Source organism: Kocuria sp. ICS0012 (genome assembly GCF_001665945.1).
GTDB classification, from domain to species: Bacteria; Actinomycetota; Actinomycetes; order Actinomycetales; family Micrococcaceae; genus Kocuria; species Kocuria marina.
In genome coordinates this window covers 52,576-67,763 of sequence record NZ_LZMM01000040.1, presented here as the reverse complement: position 1 = coordinate 67,763, position 15,188 = coordinate 52,576, and the positions used below count along the sequence as shown (strand labels likewise).

Here is a 15,188-nt window from a genome sequence, read left to right as displayed (position 1 = left end):
GGGCGGGGGGCGCGGGCGGGGGGGGGGGGGGGGGGGGGGGGGGGGGGGGGGGGGGGGGGGGGGGGGGCCCCCCCCCCCCCCCCCCCCCCCCCCCCGCCGCCTGGGTGGCGGCGGGTACTGGTAACCCTGCGTATCAAGGTTGGGCGTATACGAGCTGAGTCAGGCTGTGGTTCAGCCGAGGGGCCTGACATCGCGAGCGTGGTCACGGCCTTGGCAGCAACGCCGATCGCGGGCACCATGGCGCGTGCGCCGATCTGCTCGGCCAGGGGCGCGCAGCGGGACCGTGCTGCTTCATCTGTCGGAGAACGCAGCGCGGCACCGGCACCACTGCGCATCCGGCTCGGGCATGTTCCCCCGCGAAGGGCTGGGGCAGTCAGTTCCGGCCTTCAGAGCGACGCGGGGGAGGGAATCGAGGACGCGTGCTCGGCGGCATGTGGGGATGCGACTGAGGGTCTGCGCTGGCGCTGGCCTAGACTCAGCACTGAGCGGGGACGGTTGTCCACGCTCCTGGTCGATCCATCCAGGAAGGTTGGGACATGTTCTTCAGGGCTCGGGCCAGCCTGTAAGTGGCGAGTAACAGGACCGCGCTGGAACGTCGCGCGGTCCTTTGTTCTGCCCACTCGCCCGCTCATTCCTGAGGGAAGTTCATGTCTTCTACCGATTCCTCTTCTTCTCTGCGATCCTCGCTACCACGGCCCAGGTGGCCATTGCTATTGTCCAATGCCTTGGATGCCGCTGGGCGTCGGGGTGTCGACTTCGTAACTGATGTCTTGGCGGTACTGGTTCTTGGAGCCAGTGCTGCGCAGATGGGTTTGCTCAACGCCATCGGAACACTGGCATTCCTCGTGCTGGGGATCCCGATTGGGGTCCTGGTCGACCGCTCGCCCACGGTGCGGCTGCTCGCTGGCTCTGGCCTGGTCCGAGCAATGCTGCTGGCGACGGTGATCACTGCCCTGGCACTGGACTCGCTGACCATGGTCCACTTGTACCTGGTCGCTGGGTTAGTCGGCACCACTACGGTCGTCACCGAGACCACACAGACTGCCATTGCCCCTCGAGTCGCCGGACAGGACGCGGTGGCCGCCCTGGAGATGCTCGATCCTCCACGCGATGAGTTCCCGCCTCGCCCCGACGAGACCTGTCACTATTACGAGGCGGAAATCAGCTTCTTCGAACGAGTCGACGTCCACGTCGTCTGCTTCGCCTCCGACCAGGTCAGCAGGATCGGAACGGTTCCCGCGCCATGACCCCGGAGGATCGCACCGACACCCCGCCGATCCGTGTCCTGATCGCGGATGACGACCAGCTCGTCCGCACCGGCGTCGCCGCTATTCTCGCCTCCGCCACTGACCTTGACATCACCGCCCTCGCCAGCAACGGCCACGAGGCCGTCGACGCCGCGGCAACACACCGCGTTGACGTCGCACTGCTGGATATCCAGATGCCACGACTCGACGGCATCGGAGCTCTCCGTGAGATCCGGCACCGACTGCCCGAGCTTCCGATCGCCATGCTCACCACCTTTTCCGACGACCATCTCATCGCCGATGCGATCAACGCCGGCGCCCTCGGTTTCCTCCTCAAGTCCGACGAACCTCAGCAACTCATTGCCGGCGTCAGGGCCCTCGCGCACGGCGGAGGCGCGTTCTCCCCTCGAGTCGCCCGCTGGCTCGCCGCCGAGCAACGAGCGGGCCACCGCACCCGAACCGCGCGAGACGAACTCACTGCCCTGCTCACCGAGCGCCAGATCGAGCTCCTCACCCACATCGCTCGCGGACTCTCCAACGCCCAGATCGGCAGGGCCATGCATCTGTCCGAAGGCACCGTCAAGCAATACGTCTCCCAGCTCTTCAACACCCTCGGCATCGACAACCGTGTCCACGCCGCCATCACCGCCTACCGACATGGACTCATCACCTGAAGCCGACCCTGACCACACTAATGGTGGGTAGTGGCGCACTCGAGAGCATGGTCATCGTCGGCATCTAGATGGCGGTCGTCTACAGCGGCGCAATCTTTTAACCAAAGTGGACAGCGCGTCCGCGATCAGTCCCCGCTCCCCTGATCGTCGAAGGCAGTAGCGTCGTGACGGTTTCGATGCGCGTGATGATCGCGAGGGATGGCTACAAGCACCTCCTGCGCACGGTCGCGGCCAAGGACGACGACCGCGAGCCAACCCCGTAGGGCCGGCAAAGTAGTTGCGTTTCGATCGGGTAGTTTCTGCGGTTCCCAGATTACGGGCTTAAGGGTCGTTCGTGCTGTCCGCACAGGCCTCAGTCAACCTGCGTCTCGATGCAGTAGCGTCGCAGTTCTGCGATCATCGCGGTCTTGGGGGTGCTGACGAAGCGGAACGCATGGCTGAAACGGACGCGCATTCCTCCAGCCTCGAGGTAGCCGTCGCAGGAAGCGCGTCGTCCGTGGGTGACGACAGAAATGACCTCCACCCGCTCGGGAGAACGGCGGGCGCACCTCTCGGGCTGCACTGGGGCCGCTGTGTGTGGATTTCTCGATGAGCGTCCAGCTCATGTCATCGGCAAGCCACTCGGAGAGGGCCTCCAGCTCTCCCTTGGCCCGGTTCACAACGAAGTCTCCGTCAACGCACTTCCGTGAAGACTCATGGTGCTATGGCTCGATCCGATGCGCCCGGCCTTTCTCCGCGATCGGCACGCACATTTCGATGGGTCTATCAGGCTCCCAGCTGACCTGTCCTTGGTAGATGATGCCGAGTTTCCCGGTGGCGCCGTCTCGCTAGTCGGCCATGGCGAAGCAGTGTCGCCGCCGTGTTGCTCCTGCTCACGTCTCACAACTCACATCGAGTCGCCGCTCGCCCATGAGCCGAACTTCGGGGACGCTGCTGTACCACGCATGATGAGAATCACGCAGGGCACGTAGAGTGCTGCGGCGCAGAGCCAGAGGAAGCCGTCGGCGTTGATGTAAGTGAGCGCGAAGATCGTTGTGAAAGCGACCGGTCCGAAGATCGATGTGACGCTGTTGATGCTGGCGAGCACACCCTGGAGGCGCCCTTGGTGCTGTTCATCGACGCGCTGGGAGAGAAGGGTTTGCAGAGCGGGGAGGCCGATGCCACCGATCCCCAGTGCCGCCAAGATAGGCGCCATGGAAAATGCGTCAGTGACAATCGCCAGGCCTACGAGACCCAAGGCGTCGGTAACACACCCGATGATGACTGTTTTTGCCTCACCGATCCACTCCACGATGCGGCCAGTAAGGAGGGCCTGCACGAGAACCTGTACGATCCCGAAGACGGACAGGGAGATTCCAACTTCGACGGGACTCCAGTCGAGGCGGTGTTCAGTAAACAGCACCCAGGTCGCACCTGGAGCCTGCCCAATGAATTGAACAAGGCCGAATGCGACTAATAGGAAGGTAATCCCAGGCACCGCGCTGAGGCCGGGGCGACCACGATGCTGAGCGAGCGACGCAGAGCGCGCAGGGGAATCAGGACGGGTCTCGCGTAACAAGATAAAGGTGAGTGCCAGATTGCTCGCTGAGAGAAGAGCAGCGAGCAAAAACGGCAGATGTGGCGAGATGGCACCGAACAGTCCACCCATGGCTGGCCCCGCGATCATTCCGCCGCCATAGCAGGCACTGAGTAAACCGAAACGCTTGGCGCGCTGGTGGGGTGGCGTGATGTCGGCGATCACGGTGGCGGTGACCGCATTGGTCGCTCCGGTTATCCCAGCCACTGCACGGGCGATATAGAACACCGACAGAGCGGATGTCGTGGCGAGCACGAGATAGTCGACGGTCGCACCGGCCAGGGAAACAAGCAGCACCCGGCGGCGGCCGAATCGGTCCGACAGTGTTCCCAGTACGGGGGCAAAGATGAACTGCATTACCGCGTAGAGCGCGATCAGCACTCCGACGTTCAGCGGAACCGCATCAGCGGTGACCCCTGCCTCGTGTAGCAGTGCGGGGAGAATCGGCATCACCAGGCCCATGCCGGCGGCGTCGAGGCTAGCCGTGATGAGGACCGTGGCCAACGAGCCACGAGCGGAAGTGAGAGATGACACCTTATCAACGATAAAGTTATCGATGATAAAGTGCAAGCATGGCTCAGAAACAAGCGCGACTCGATCGTGCAGCAGTCTTGCGCGGTGCGAGGCATGTGCTCAATAACACGGGGATCGACGGTTTCACCACGCGGGCGCTGGCTGCGCATCTGCGGGTGCAGCAGCCAGCGCTCTACTGGCACTTTCGGACAAAGGGCCACCTGCTCGGATCGCTCGCAGCTGATGTGCTTGATCGCGAACACCACGCCTCACTCCCAGAGTCAGGGGAGCGCTGGGACGACTTTCTCCTGCGCAACGCGCGGAGCTTCCGGACAGCGCTTCTGGCAGTCCGGGATGGAGCACGGCTGCACGCAGAGTTTCACCGTCAAAAGAGTGACCAGATGCCAGCGGGCTCGGATGCCCCCGAAAGTCAGATCGAGTTTCTCGTGTCCGAAGGATTCGCTGAGGTCTCTGCGGTCCGAGCTCTCATGGCTATCAGCCGCTATACGGTCGGTTTCGTACTAGAAGAACAAACAGCGCTCGACAACGGATGTGAGCCTGTCGATCAAGACCTAGATTTCGAGTTCGGGTTAGTTGCAATGGTTGAAGGGCTGGCATCAAAGCGATGAGGGATGCTCGCGCTTTGGGTCTCTGCGTCAGTAAGGTCAATCCTTTCCCGCTCCCGCAGCAGCTCCTCCGCGATACTGACGTTTTGCTCATGGCTACGGAGCTCACTAACGAGCAAATCAGGGACCGTATGCATGTCGCGTCGCGATCGCGGAACGGCACATCAGCAGCATCTTCACCATGCTCGACCTTAACGAGCGCACAGGAAACAAGCGCGTCATCGCCGTCCTCGAGTACCTCAAGAACTAAGCGTCGAGTGCGTGACCGGCGCGATGACCATAGGTAACGGCGGTTTAGCATCGGTGCCGCATCTTGACACGACTCAATCCGCGACAGCTAACCTCCGCATATGGAGTTCGACGGAATGGAGATCCCCGACGATATCGAGGTCACGGTCTGGGGGAGCAACGAGCACCGGCTCTGTAACGTCTGCCGCGCAGAATGCGACCCCGAGCCGAGCGGCGCCGACGGGTACGGCGTGTGAATCGTCTACGTCTGCCGCGACCACGGAGTCCAATCCGTCGTGGACCCATTCGAGCATCTCCGTTGAAGCGCGCTCTTCGCTATCTCCCTGCATTGACGCAAACATCGCGCTCTCCGCCTTCCGAGGGTAGATCCCAAGATCTGCGGCGCACCTGCCCAGTGTGACGATCTCGATCAGGGTCATGACCGCTGGGGACGGGTACCGGTACCTGCTGAACGCAGTTGTCGCTGGCGACGGGGATCGCGATGCGTCGTCAGCGCTGACAAGGTACTACCTTGAAGCAGGAACGCCTCCCGGCATCTGGCTCGGGGCCGGCCTCCCAGGACTCGCCGGAGAGATCGCCGTCGGTGCCTCGGTGAGCGAGGAGCAGTTACGGCGCCTCATGGGGCACGGGCAGGATCCGAACAGCGGCGAGCAACTGGGGCGTCCGTACCGAAAGTTTGCCACCGCGGGCGAGCGGACGCAGCGCCGCCTCGATCAGCTCCCGAAGTCCCTTACCGCAGGTGAGCGTACCGCGCAGCAAGCGCTGATCGAGGCGGAGGAAGCACAGAAGCCAACGAATGCGCCGGTCGCAGGGTTCGATCTCACGTTCTCGGTCCCGAAGTCCGTCTCGACCCTCTGGGCAGTTGCCGACGGCGGCACGCAAGCACTCATTGCCCAAGCTCACCACGCAGCGATCCGAGACATGATCGCCCTACTCGAGCGCGACGTCGCGATGACCAGGGTCGGCGCGAAAGGGGCGCGTGGCGCCGTCGCGCAAGTCGACGTGCGGGGTGTGATTGCGACTGCCTACGATCATTACGATTCTCGGGCCGCGGATCCACAACTCCACACGCACATTGTCGTCGCCAACCGCGTGCAAGCAGCTCATGACGGGAAGTGGCGCACGCTCGATTCTCGCGCTATCCACGCCGCCGTCACCGGCCTATCGGAGCATTACAACGCGGTCCTCTCGGACCATCTCACTCAGATCCTCGGCGTCGGGTGGGAAGCCCGTGAGCGCGGTGCGGGGCGCTCCACGGCGTGGGAGATCGTTGGCGTGCCGCAGGAGCTGATGGACGAGTTCTCTTCCCGTACTCGCGATATCGAGCAGGTCAAAGACCGGCTGGTCGACGACTACGTCTCGAAGCACGGGAGGCAGCCGTCCCCGAAGCTGGTGTGGCAGTTCCGGCAGCAGGCCACGCTCGAGACTCGGCCCCCGAAGCAGCAGCACTCTCTCAGCGATCTCACCTCCCAGTGGCGAGAACGCGCGACCGCGTTGCTGGGTGAGGACGCGCCAACCTGGGCGTCGGCACTGCTCGCCGGTAGTGAGCACGAACCGTTGCTGCGGGCAGACGATATCCCGTTGGAGGATCTCGAGGAGGTCGCCGAGGTCGTGGTGCAGCAGGTCGGTGACCGGCGAGCGACGTGGAAACGGTGGAACCTCCACGCGGAGGCCGTGCGACAGACGATGGCTCTCCGCTTCGCGTCCGCGAACGACCGGGACGTCATCACCCAGCAGATCGTCGATGCCGCAGAACGGGTCTCGCTGCGCCTCACTCCGCCCGAGCTCGCGAAGAGCCCCTCGCTGTTTCGTCGCGCGGACGGGTCGAGCGTGTTCCGACCCAAAGCCGGAACGGTGTTCTCCTCCGAGCAGGTGCTCGCGGCAGAAGACCGACTCCTTGGCGCGTCGAATGATCGGTCGGCGCCGACCGTACCGCTGGCATGGATCGAGGACGCTGCCAGAACGAAGAACCGCGACGGGCACACCCTGTCGGTGGACCAGGAGCAGGCGATCGCGAAGATCGGCGTCTCCGGCCGCGTCCTCGACGTACTCGTCGGCCCCGCAGGGACTGGGAAGACCACAACGATGCGTGCCCTGCGCCGAGCCTGGGAGCGACGCTACGGGCCAGGCTCGGTGACCGGGCTCGCGCCCTCGGCCGCTGCCGCCGACGTCCTCGCCGGGGATCTGGAGATCGGGACGGAGAACACGGCGAAGTGGCTGCATGAGCATCGCCTCGGGAAATGGAACCTCACGCGCGGACAGCTCGTCATCATCGACGAAGCCTCCTTGGGTGGCACGTTCGCGCTCGATGCCATCACCAGTCACGCCCAGCAGGTCGGCGCGAAAGTGCTGCTCGTGGGCGATTGGGCGCAACTCGCAGCGGTGGACGCGGGCGGCGCGTTCGGGATGCTCGTGCGTGACCGCGGCGACGCCCCGGAACTGGTCGATGTGCGTCGCTTCCGAAACGACTGGGAGAAGCAGGCGTCCCTGCAGTTGCGGATCGGCGACACCGACGTCATCGATACCTACATTGCGCACCAGCGCGTCACGCCGGGCGGATATGACGAGATTCTCGAAGCCGCCTACCAAGCCTGGCGCACAGACCTCGCAGCGGGAAAGAGCACGGTGCTGATCGCGGAAACCCTCGACACGGTCTCTGCGCTCAACACCCGCGCCCGCACCGACCGAATCCTCCAGGGCGACGTCGCTGTGGACGGCGTCAAACTCCATGACGGCAACGAAGTTTCCCGCGGAGATCTCATCATCACCCGCGAGAACAATCGGCGCCTCTCGCTCGGGCGAAGCTGGGTGAAAAACGGCGACCGCTGGCACGTCGCCCATGCGAACGACGACGGATCCCTCACCGTGCGGCGGGCAGGATCGAAGCGGCGCACCACGATCACGCTGCCCGTGAGCTACGTCGCCGAGCACGTCGACCTCGGCTACGCCGTCACCGCGCACCGTGCCCAAGGGGCCACCGTCGACACCGCACACGCGGTCGTCCACTCACCGGAAGTGACCCGAGAATCCCTCTACGTCGCGATGACCCGCGGCCGCGAATCCAACCGCGTCTACGTCGCCACCGACGAGCATCACCTCGAGGAGCATCAGCACCGTGAGGACCTGCAGAACACCGCCCGGAGCATCCTCTACGGGATCCTGCAGCACCCTGGCGCAGAGCTCTCCGCACACGACACGATCACCGTGGAGCAGGACTTCTGGGGCTCACTCGAGCAACTCGCGGCCGAGTACGACACCATCGCACAAGTCGCCGGACAGGAACGCTGGATCGCCCTCCTGCACGCCGGAGGCCTCACGGCGGAGACGATCGACGAGCTCGTCGAGACAGACGCCTTCGGGATCCTCACCACCGAGCTGCGCAGGCTCGAAGCCGACGGGCACGACATCGACAGTCTTCTCCCGCGCATCATCCAGGTTGGAGGACTGGACGAGGTGCAGGATCTCGGGTCGCTGCTGCGTTACAGGCTCCAGCGCATCACGGCGGCCTACCAGCCTGCTCCGCAGCGGACCGCCAGGATGATCGCCGGCCTGGTCCCGCGCGCGACCGGGATCACCGATCCCGCGATGAGGCAAGCCCTCGACGAGCGGGAGCAGCTCATGGAGCAGCGCATCGATGCCCTGGTCGAGAAGCTCCTCAAGCAGCCAGAGCCCTGGTTGACGGGACTCGACGAGACCGCTCCCGCAGAGGGTGAGGCTGCGGCACGGGCGGTCATTGCGTACCGCGACCGGTGGGGCGTCACCTCGAGCAGCCCACTCGGAGCGGTGCCCGGCGACGATGCTCAGCGCGTCGACTACGAACGCGCCCAGGGCGTGCTCGTGAGCCTTCAGCAGACCGAGCACTCCCCGGAGGAAGTGCGGTCCAGACGGAGTCAGAGGCGGTCGATTTCCTGATGTATGCGGCCGATATTCTTAGTGCATGACGCCAACGAACCGCGCGCGGATCTCTCGCCAGACGCGCTCAAACGTGTTCGATTGGCTCTCGCTTTCCGAGTACGACTGGTCGGGGCGGCTGCAGCATCCGCAGTTCCTCGCCCGGCTCTACGACTTGGAGGAGCTGCCGAGCAGAGACCACAGGTACCGCACTGCCAGCGGCGACATCTACCAGCACATGGTGAACAACTGGGACTGGGAGGATGACTGGGTCTTCAACGACGACCGTTTCCAGCTTCGTAACGGCAGCGACGAGACGTTCCTCAACTTCTTAGCCGAGACAGTCCATCCCATTGTCCGCGACGATCCAGACGCCACTGCCGCGATGGTCGCTGCCTACAATGACACCCTCCGCCGAGATGGGTATGAGCTCATCGAGACAGACCGTTTCGGAGATCGCATCATCTATGGCTGGCGTCAGATTTCCGCGTATTACGCCCCAACCGAGCTAACGCTCGCCAAGACGCCCGACCTCACCGAGAACTCTGTGCTGCGCCGTCACCTCGATCTAATCAACCGCGACCTCAGCTCAGATCCCGCTGCGGCGATCTCCTCCTGCAAGAACCTCCTCGAGAGCCAGTGCAAGATCGTGCTCACGGATCTGGATATCGAGTTCTCCGAACGAGACGAGCTCCCGGCTCTTTTCGCAAGCACCGCATCGGCACTCGCGATCAATGCCGACGCGGTAGACGGCAGCAAGCGCGGCAGCGACGCCCTCCGCAAAGCGATGCGCGCCCTCTCCACTCTCGTGCAGTCCGTCGCGGAGGCACGCAACTCAATCGGCGACGGGCATGGCTCCGTCAACGAGAGCCCCGCGACTCCACGACATGCACGCCTCGTGTTCAACTCGACTGTTGCAGTCGCGCAGTTCATCGCCGACACCTGGCACGAAACCTCCCATGAGCAAAAGGCTGCGCTGGGCTCCTCCTTCTGACGCTTCTCCACTCCAATCCGCAAGCGGAACTCCACCGCTCTTCCGCACTCCAACCGAGCAGCGTAGACTGCGAAATGGCAGGACAGACCACGCGCGAAGCCTGACGTCGGGCGGAGCAGACCGCCCCAAGAAGCCTCGGGGCACTCACCACACAGGACCAGCCACATCGAAGTGCTCCCGTGTGAAAAGTGAGGCCATCATGAATCTCATGCAGCGTCTGTGGAACGCCAGCGTCCGCACCCGCATCTTCCTGCGCCGCCGCAGCCGTACTTGTCATGCTGACACCTATCGAGGACAGCAGACACTGACCCAGTGCGCTCCGGTGGCCACCACTTCGTGCCACCGGAGCGCGCTGACCGCGGCGGCATGCCCGGGCGCATGTCGTGCCCTGGGTTCGGTTCCGTGGTGAGGACGAGCCGCGGGCGCGGGCATCTGTTGCTGGACATCCAGCAGGCCGACGGCCAGACCATCCTGGTGTAACTGAACGCGAGCATGGCTGGGCAGATCGTGGTGGTCGCCGGCTATCGCTGGTCGCCCGCGTGGCGGGCCGCATATCGGGCCCACGGTTCTGCGGACTTTTCGGCGTGGAGGAAGGCGACGTGGTGGCTGTAGCCGAGTGCGTCGGCGACTAGCGACGGTGGGCATTGGAGGACGAGCTCGCCGAGGGCGCTGTTGCGGGCGCCGAGGAGGTTCACGCCGAGGGCTCGCAGTCTGTCCATCACGGTGTTGGGGTGGAGGTGTCGTCCGGCGAGGATGCTTGGGAACATCCAGGGGCTGTCCGTCCCTGCCGCTGTCCGGAGGTTGGGCCGAGCATCGCGGTGCTGGCGGATCATGTTGGCGAACGGCTCAGGCACGTCCACTGGATGGCGGCCGAGCTGGATTCTCATGCCGTGAGGGCTCTCGGCGATGGCCTCGGTCGTCAGAGTGACGACTTTGACCAGTGGTTGCGCGTAGAGGAGCAGGAGCATGCCGGCGACGCGGTAGGGGAGTGACTCGCTGGTCCCGGTGAGCAATTCGCGGATCCAGGCAAGTCTCTGCTCCTGGCTCAGGGACGGGCTCGATCGGGGAGTGCGATGCGCGACCGTGACACCGGTGTTCAAGCGGGACTTCTTGGCGAGCTGGAAGAAGTTCCTGATCATGGTGCGAGTGGTCGGTCCGCCTGCCAGCCACTCGTCGGCGTCTTGCTGGGTGCAGGTCGCGGCGGTGCGGTGGTGTGTCTGGTGCAGCCAGGTCAGGAACTTGACTGTCTCGGTGATCTCTTGCTTCGCTGAGTGCACCGGGCCGCGCGTGTTGGCGCCTGCTTCGGATTTGGCGCGGATGTTGCGTAGGTGGTGCCAGGTCGCGAAGTGCTGGACGGGCTGACGGACCTCGGCGGGGAGCCCTTCTAACTTGACGGCGATCCACTCCTCGAATCGGTGCAGGTAGGCATCGCGGTAGGGGAGTAGGCCGTGATGTTGCAGGAGTGCTCGGATGTGTTCGGTCGGCTTGCCGGGAACGGCGTCGAGGCCTTCGTGGGAGATCGGGATCGTGCCGTCGCCAAGGCCACGCAGGAGCGTCTGGACCTTGGGGGATCGCTTCCAGACGAGGATCGACTCGGGTCGCTCGGATGCGCATAGCGCGTCGACCAGACCGCGCAGAGCGGGGTGTTCCGGCTCGCCGCCGAGGACCTGGTGGAGGTCGGCGCGAAGCGCACATCGGGCGCAGAGCCGCCCTCGGTGATGCCCGGCTTCGGTGTCGCAGCTGTCGCAATGGAAGTCGTGGGGGATCTCCGCGCAGGTCGCGCAGATCGGACCGCCGCCGGCGCTTGCGGGTCCTGGTAGCAGGCGGTCTTGGAGGCACTCCGGGCAGACGCCTCGGGTGTGGACGGCGTTGTAGTAGCAGATGTTGCAGAGCCGGCCCTCCGGCCATGTGACGGCGACCCGCGGGATCTTGCGGCCGCAGCGTGCGCACGGGTTCCCGGTCGTCGAGGTGATGCGTGGACGACCCTGGATGGTGGAGCGGGGGGACAGGCCTGCTGGTCCTCGACTCGCCACGGCAGCCATCCCTACTCGTCGAGAATGTTCGCGCGCCGGGGTCGAACTGATCGGTCGAGGCTGACGACGTTGGAGCCGGGCTCGGTCGCGGTCTTCCGGCGCCGGACGTCCGCGGCGGTTGTCGTGACCAGATCGGCTGGTGTGCACTCGAAGATGTCGCAGAGTGCGGCGATAACTTGGAGCGAGACGCGCTCCGGCCGCTGATTGACGAGGCGGTAGACCTGCGGTCGGGAGAGCGTGATGTCCCGTTCGCCGAGCAGCGGGATGAGATCGGTCGTGTTGTGCAGACCTCTGGCCGCCATCAGCTCGGCCAGGCGCCACTGGTAGTCGACCTTGCGTTTCATGGTGTTCCATCCTTCGTGGTGCGGGCCAGGGCCTCGTTGACGGTCCTGTCGAGAGCGCTGCGGAGCGTGCTGCGCCGGAACTCGTCGCCGACGAACTGGTAGATGCCGGTCGTCGAGGCGTACTCGTGCCCCATCTGGTCCTGGACGAACCGTGGGTCCCAGCCAGCCTCCAACAGATGCGTAGCGTAGGAGCGTCGGAACGAGTGCAGATCGAGCCCGTCCGAAAGTCCGAGCTCGTCGCAGTAGCGGCGTAGCCGGCGCAGCAGCGCCGGTTCTCCGACCAGGCCGCCGCGTTCGCTGGGGAACAGGTCGAGTGTGTCGGGCTCACCGCGACCGTTGGCGAGCCAGTCCTCGAGGATCGGAGGCGTCCATCGCCAGACGGTGAGCACGCTGCGGGGTTTGTAGGGCGAGGAGCGCTTTGACTTGCCGTAGCGGACCTTGCAGACGCCGAACCGGCCGAACTCGCGCGCATGCGGGTTGCGGGCGAAGTCGACGAGCTGCAGGTGTCGCAACTCGTTGAAGCGGAGGCCGTAGGCGTAGGCGATCTTCATCATGACCGCATCGCGATAGGCCGCCTGCCAGCCCTTGCGTCCCGACCGCCCCATGCGTTCGACCTCATCGTCGGCGTAGACGAAGAGTCGATCGAGCTCGGACCGCGTGTAGGGACGCTTCGTGGGTCCGCCGTCGTACTCCTGGACGTGCGGTGCGGAGTTCCAGTCGAAGAAGACCTGCGCCGGGTGGGTGCCGAAGTACTGCTCGCAGACCCGGTCCCATCCGTAGTCGGGGTTGCTGACGTAGCTCGTGAACGCCCGAAGCGCAGAGTGGTAGCTGCGCAGCGTGGAGCGAGAGACGTGTCGGACGGTGCGCAGGTCGGCCGAGAACTCCTCGACCATCGCCGGCGTCCAGTTCCACGGATCCTCGTTCATGTGCTCAACGAACCGGCGCACACAGCGCAGCCGCTGCTCGATCGTCGCGAACTGCAGGTTCCTGGAGAGCTGCTGGTTGCGCCAGCCGTCCAGCATGAGCTGGAGCACCTGCTCCTCGGGCCGAAGGACCGGCAGCGAGGGCACCACCGAGACCCGACCCACACCGTCGACGTGCATCCGACACCTCGTTCCGCGGTTGCATCCAATGAGTCAATGATGCATCCGATGAGACGCCAAGGGTATACGTGCTGGTCAACGGCGTGTCTGCGGGCTCTGTTGCAAAGATTGGCGGCAGTCAGAGGTAGGCTGTCGCTCTGCGCCGATCAGGCGGCTGCTGCGAAATGGTGGTTGAGCATGCCCATGGCCTCCGTCAGCGCCGAGGGCCCAATGCCAAAAGCTCTCTCCACAAGGCGCACCTCGCCCCTGATGCCGGGCTGCAGGCACCAGGGGCGAGCCTGTCCTTTGCGCAGGGCTCGCATGACTTCGAATCCCTTGATCGTGGCATAGGCCGTGGGGATCGATTTGAAACCGCGCACCGGCTTGATCAGTATCTTGAGCTTTCCGTGATCGGCCTCGATCACGTTATTGAGATACTTCACCTGCCGGTGGGCCGTCTCCCGGTCCAGCTTTCCTTCGCGCTTCAATTCGGTGATCGCTGCACCATAGCTCGGCGCTTTGTCGGTATTGAGCGTGGCAGGCTTTTCCCAGTGCTTCAGGCCTCGCAGGGCCTTGCCCAGGAACCGCTTCGCTGCCTTGGCGCTGCGGGTCGGCGACAGGTAGAAATCGATCGTGTCGCCCCGCTTGTCGACTGCCCGGTACAGGTAGGTCCACTTGCCCCGCACCTTGACGTAGGTTTCATCCAGGCGCCAGCTCGGATCAAAGCCACGCCGCCAGAACCAGCGCAGCCGCTTCTCCATCTCCGGGGCGTAGCACTGGACCCAGCGATAGATCGTCGTATGGTCGACCGAAATGCCGCGTTCCGCCAGCATTTCCTCAAGGTCGCGATAGCTGATCGGATAGCGACAATACCAGCGCACCGCCCACAGGATCACATCACCCTGGAAATGGCGCCACTTGAAATCCGTCATCGTTCCGTCCGTCCAATCTCCGCCAAGCATGCTCAAGCTTCACGATTTTTGCAACAGAGCCATATCGACAACCTCTCGCGCAACCAAGACATCGCGGTCGGACTGCAAGTGATCTTGAAGCCACGGGCCCGTCCCACCCCGACATGGACCTCGATGCCCGAACGGACGTTAGATTTCGAGTTCTAGGCGTTCTGCGATGAAGGTTGGATCCCAGCCGGGATTGAAAGTGTCGACGTGGGTGAATCCGAGCCGCTCGTATAGGCCACGCAGGTTCGGGTGGCAGTCGAGCCGCAGCTTGGCGCACCCCTGCGTTCGCGCGGCATGGCGGCAAGCCTCGATCAGCGCGGAGCTGACACCCCGGCCCGCATGTGTCCGTCGCACCGCGAGCTTGTGCAGATATGCGGCCTCCCCCTTGAGGGCGTCGGGCCAGAACTCGGGATCCTCGGCCGACAAGGTGCAACAGCCGACGATGCCGTCGCTGCAACTCGCGACTAGGAGCTCGGATCTCAGGACGAAGGTCTCCGCGAATGTCCGGTCGATCCGCGCGACGTCCCAGGCGGGCGTTCCCTTGGCGGACATCCACGCCGCAGCGTCGTGCATCAGCCGCACAACCTCGTCGATATCACCCGAGCAGGCGACCCGAACGTTCGGAGGCTCCTCGCTGTCCATTCGCTCCCCTGGCGCGGTATGAACCGCCGCCTCATAGTGCAGTTTGATCCTGACGAGCCCAGCATGTCTGCGCCCACCTTCGCGGAACCTGACCAGGGTCCGCTAGCGGGCGGCCGGAAGGTGAATGCTAGGTGTTGCTGGCCATGAGGTTGTTGACGTGTCTTGGGGGTGGCGACGCAGATGTGTACAATGAGCCGTATGTCGAGCCCTGAATCGGACACTCAGGGGCTTTCGGTCACGCCGTCAGCCCCTCACCTCCGCTGAGCCCCTAGCTCTCCGCTGCTCAGTGCTGCGCGCAGCACGACATTCGGGTGTCCTTTGGGTGCTGACCGTGGTGACGAGACGTTCTCTTGTTCGT

General features: G+C 64.4%; 13 protein-coding genes. 5 read left to right on the top strand and 8 right to left on the bottom strand.

The genetic code is table 11. From position 1 onward, the window contains the following. Window positions 1–806 precede the first annotated feature (806 nt). Both A5728_RS14770 and A5728_RS06490 read left to right on the top strand, forming a co-directional pair. Window positions 807–1,247, top strand: coding sequence for a hypothetical protein (locus tag A5728_RS14770; protein ID WP_064846260.1), 441 nt, complete (start codon window positions 807–809; stop codon window positions 1,245–1,247). Then, window positions 1,244–1,921, top strand: coding sequence for a response regulator transcription factor (locus tag A5728_RS06490; RefSeq protein WP_010154757.1), 678 nt, complete (start codon window positions 1,244–1,246; stop codon window positions 1,919–1,921). Before A5728_RS14770 ends, A5728_RS06490 begins: the two co-directional genes overlap by 4 nt. A gap of 352 nt (window positions 1,922–2,273) precedes the next feature. Here the strand turns inward: A5728_RS06490 and A5728_RS14080 are convergent, their stop codons facing one another. Together A5728_RS14080 and tet(33) are read right to left on the bottom strand one after the other, a co-directional pair. After that, window positions 2,274–2,444 (bottom strand): hypothetical protein, encoded by a 171-nt coding sequence (locus A5728_RS14080; protein WP_155818981.1) that lies wholly within the window; start codon window positions 2,442–2,444, stop codon window positions 2,274–2,276. Window positions 2,445–2,807: 363 nt separating this feature from the next. Next, window positions 2,808–4,031, bottom strand: coding sequence for a tetracycline efflux MFS transporter Tet(33) (gene tet(33) / locus A5728_RS06485; RefSeq protein ID WP_074690335.1), 1,224 nt, complete (start codon window positions 4,029–4,031; stop codon window positions 2,808–2,810). Between the two features lie 38 nt (window positions 4,032–4,069). Here tet(33) and A5728_RS13540 point away from each other — a divergent pair, with 38 nt between their 5' ends. Then, window positions 4,070–4,639 (top strand): TetR/AcrR family transcriptional regulator C-terminal domain-containing protein, encoded by a 570-nt coding sequence (locus A5728_RS13540; protein WP_010154754.1) that lies wholly within the window; start codon window positions 4,070–4,072, stop codon window positions 4,637–4,639. Window positions 4,640–4,959: 320 nt separating this feature from the next. On the opposite strand, the gene A5728_RS14470 is transcribed toward A5728_RS13540, so the two are convergent. Next, a complete protein-coding gene (locus tag A5728_RS14470) occupies window positions 4,960–5,304 on the bottom strand; it encodes a hypothetical protein (protein ID WP_064846259.1) in 345 nt (114 codons plus the stop codon). Between A5728_RS14470 and mobF the strand changes: the two genes are divergently transcribed. Together mobF and A5728_RS06470 are read left to right on the top strand one after the other, a co-directional pair. Next, window positions 5,303–8,797: a MobF family relaxase gene (mobF, locus tag A5728_RS06475; RefSeq protein WP_231291472.1), complete on the top strand. Its 3,495-nt coding sequence runs from the start codon at window positions 5,303–5,305 to the stop codon at window positions 8,795–8,797. The genes A5728_RS14470 and mobF overlap by 2 nt on opposite strands. A gap of 25 nt (window positions 8,798–8,822) precedes the next feature. After that, window positions 8,823–9,770: an abortive infection family protein gene (locus A5728_RS06470; protein ID WP_082943289.1), complete on the top strand. Its 948-nt coding sequence runs from the start codon at window positions 8,823–8,825 to the stop codon at window positions 9,768–9,770. Between the two features lie 521 nt (window positions 9,771–10,291). Here A5728_RS06470 and A5728_RS06465 read toward each other — a convergent pair. The 5 genes from A5728_RS06465 to A5728_RS06445 all read right to left on the bottom strand — a co-directional run bounded on the left by A5728_RS06465 (window position 10,292) and on the right by A5728_RS06445 (window position 14,830). Then, entirely contained in the window at window positions 10,292–11,812 is a 1,521-nt protein-coding gene (locus A5728_RS06465; RefSeq protein WP_182818766.1) for a recombinase XerD, read from the bottom strand. 2 nt (window positions 11,813–11,814) lie between these two features. Beyond that, on the bottom strand, window positions 11,815–12,147 hold the full coding sequence (locus tag A5728_RS06460) for a helix-turn-helix transcriptional regulator (protein WP_064846257.1): 333 nt from the start codon (window positions 12,145–12,147) through the stop codon (window positions 11,815–11,817). Continuing rightward, on the bottom strand, window positions 12,144–13,250 hold the full coding sequence (locus tag A5728_RS06455) for a site-specific integrase (protein WP_064846256.1): 1,107 nt from the start codon (window positions 13,248–13,250) through the stop codon (window positions 12,144–12,146). Before A5728_RS06455 ends, A5728_RS06460 begins: the two co-directional genes overlap by 4 nt. A 146-nt stretch (window positions 13,251–13,396) precedes the next feature. Continuing rightward, complete coding sequence (locus tag A5728_RS06450) at window positions 13,397–14,161, bottom strand: IS6-like element IS6100 family transposase (protein ID WP_001389365.1); 765 nt, start codon at window positions 14,159–14,161, stop codon at window positions 13,397–13,399. A 168-nt stretch (window positions 14,162–14,329) separates the two neighbouring features. After that, window positions 14,330–14,830, bottom strand: a complete 501-nt coding sequence (locus A5728_RS06445) for a GNAT family N-acetyltransferase (protein WP_000376623.1) — start codon at window positions 14,828–14,830, stop codon at window positions 14,330–14,332. Between the last annotated feature and the right edge of the window lie 358 nt (window positions 14,831–15,188).

Excerpts from the sequence above, each read along its gene's own strand:
- A5728_RS14770 (WP_064846260.1), top strand. The coding sequence starts at position 807 with ATGGGTTTGCTCAACGCCATCGGAACACTGGCATTCCTCGTGCTGGGG.
- A5728_RS06490 (WP_010154757.1), top strand. The coding sequence starts at position 1,244 with ATGACCCCGGAGGATCGCACCGACACCCCGCCGATCCGTGTCCTGATC.
- A5728_RS13540 (WP_010154754.1), top strand. The coding sequence starts at position 4,070 with ATGGCTCAGAAACAAGCGCGACTCGATCGTGCAGCAGTCTTGCGCGGT.
- mobF (WP_231291472.1), top strand. The coding sequence starts at position 5,303 with ATGACCGCTGGGGACGGGTACCGGTACCTGCTGAACGCAGTTGTCGCT.
- A5728_RS14470 (WP_064846259.1), bottom strand. The coding sequence starts at position 5,304 with ATGACCCTGATCGAGATCGTCACACTGGGCAGGTGCGCCGCAGATCTT.
- A5728_RS06470 (WP_082943289.1), top strand. The coding sequence starts at position 8,823 with ATGACGCCAACGAACCGCGCGCGGATCTCTCGCCAGACGCGCTCAAAC.
- A5728_RS06465 (WP_182818766.1), bottom strand. The coding sequence starts at position 11,812 with ATGGCTGCCGTGGCGAGTCGAGGACCAGCAGGCCTGTCCCCCCGCTCC.
- A5728_RS06460 (WP_064846257.1), bottom strand. The coding sequence starts at position 12,147 with ATGAAACGCAAGGTCGACTACCAGTGGCGCCTGGCCGAGCTGATGGCG.
- A5728_RS06455 (WP_064846256.1), bottom strand. The coding sequence starts at position 13,250 with ATGCACGTCGACGGTGTGGGTCGGGTCTCGGTGGTGCCCTCGCTGCCG.
- A5728_RS06450 (WP_001389365.1), bottom strand. The coding sequence starts at position 14,161 with ATGACGGATTTCAAGTGGCGCCATTTCCAGGGTGATGTGATCCTGTGG.
- A5728_RS06445 (WP_000376623.1), bottom strand. The coding sequence starts at position 14,830 with ATGGACAGCGAGGAGCCTCCGAACGTTCGGGTCGCCTGCTCGGGTGAT.